The following is a 1143-nucleotide window of genomic DNA, read 5'->3' on the forward strand; positions in this document are numbered from 1 at the left end:
CCTAATCATGCCAGGAACCCCCTGCTGTAACTGATAATCGTAGTCATAGCCATTTGTGCCTGGGAAGTACCCTTCAGCCCTTGTATTAGGGTGCGTATGAAAGTAGCCCTTGACTATGCATCCACATTCAAACTCCGAGGGCTTCCTAGCAGATTCAATCGACATTCTGTCCCTTGTGCCGGCAGGTGACCGAACCAGTTCATGCCCTCGTTCCCCCGCGAACTGAACAATCCACCCTCCGTTCTCTCGTTTCAGAGATCCAGATTCCCCTCGGCGTACGGCTGGCGCAAATGGGTTTGAGTCATTCCATGCATCCTCCATTTGCCCTCTTACTTTCGGGTCTCGAGTCCATTGCGGATCGGATGCCCGTGGCTCTCGCCCGTACCCTCCGCTGGATCCGGCTCCAGCATTTGTAGCGCCTAGAGTTCCCATACGGCTCCCTGCTGCCACCATCCCGTTCTTTATTCTACTCCCCACAATTGCGGGTCTTCGACGGTTCTTTTCTTCGGAAGCACGCCCATCCGGATCCACAAATCTATATGGACCGTTATTTGCGTAGAGGTAGCGCCCGAACAGCGCTTCCGATGCAACGACTGGGTCTGTACTCAGAAACAACCCCAGTTCAGAGTCATAGTACCGCTGCTGCATGTAACTCAGCCCAGTGCCCGAGTCCGTCACGTGCCCGGTATACCCAGGCCCATCCTTCAGCGGCCGATTGACCACGGCCCCATACGGTTCATACACCGTCCGCTCGATTACATTTCCGCTGGCATCGGTGATCGCCACCGGTGAGCCCAGTGCGTCGGTGTGGATATATTCCACAACTTCCTGGGCCGCAGCCGGTGCAGCACCGGCCACCGTCGCCACGACAAGAAGCGTTGCGCGAATCAATAGAGAAGTGATTCCATTCATGGCTCAGTCCCAGTTCAGTACACCTTGCGTGACGGGATGGTCGGCTGACCACGGTGAACACCCCCCTGCATTGCAGGCGCGCACGCGATAATCACCGGCGCAGTAGGCACCACCATTGGCGCTCACATAAGCCTTGGGCCAGGTGTACAGCCGCTTGCCGCCGCCGCCGCTCTCAAGCTGGAACTCGGTGGCATCGGCCACTTGGTTCCAACCCACCGAGCACTGCACCTG

At 57.4% G+C, this 1143-nt stretch carries 1 protein-coding gene and 1 pseudogene; both read right to left on the reverse strand.

Annotated features, from left to right (window positions below):
* Positions 1-912, reverse strand: a 912-nt coding sequence (locus DBR20_RS23710; protein WP_108265034.1) for an RHS repeat-associated core domain-containing protein, incomplete at its 3' end; no start/stop codon positions are given.
* A 3-nt stretch (positions 913-915) separates the two neighbouring features.
* A pseudogene (locus tag DBR20_RS02205) lies at positions 916-1143 on the reverse strand (hypothetical protein); the annotation flags it as partial.

Source organism: Stenotrophomonas sp. HMWF023, assembly GCF_003060985.1.
GTDB lineage: Bacteria > Pseudomonadota > Gammaproteobacteria > Xanthomonadales > Xanthomonadaceae > Stenotrophomonas > Stenotrophomonas lactitubi.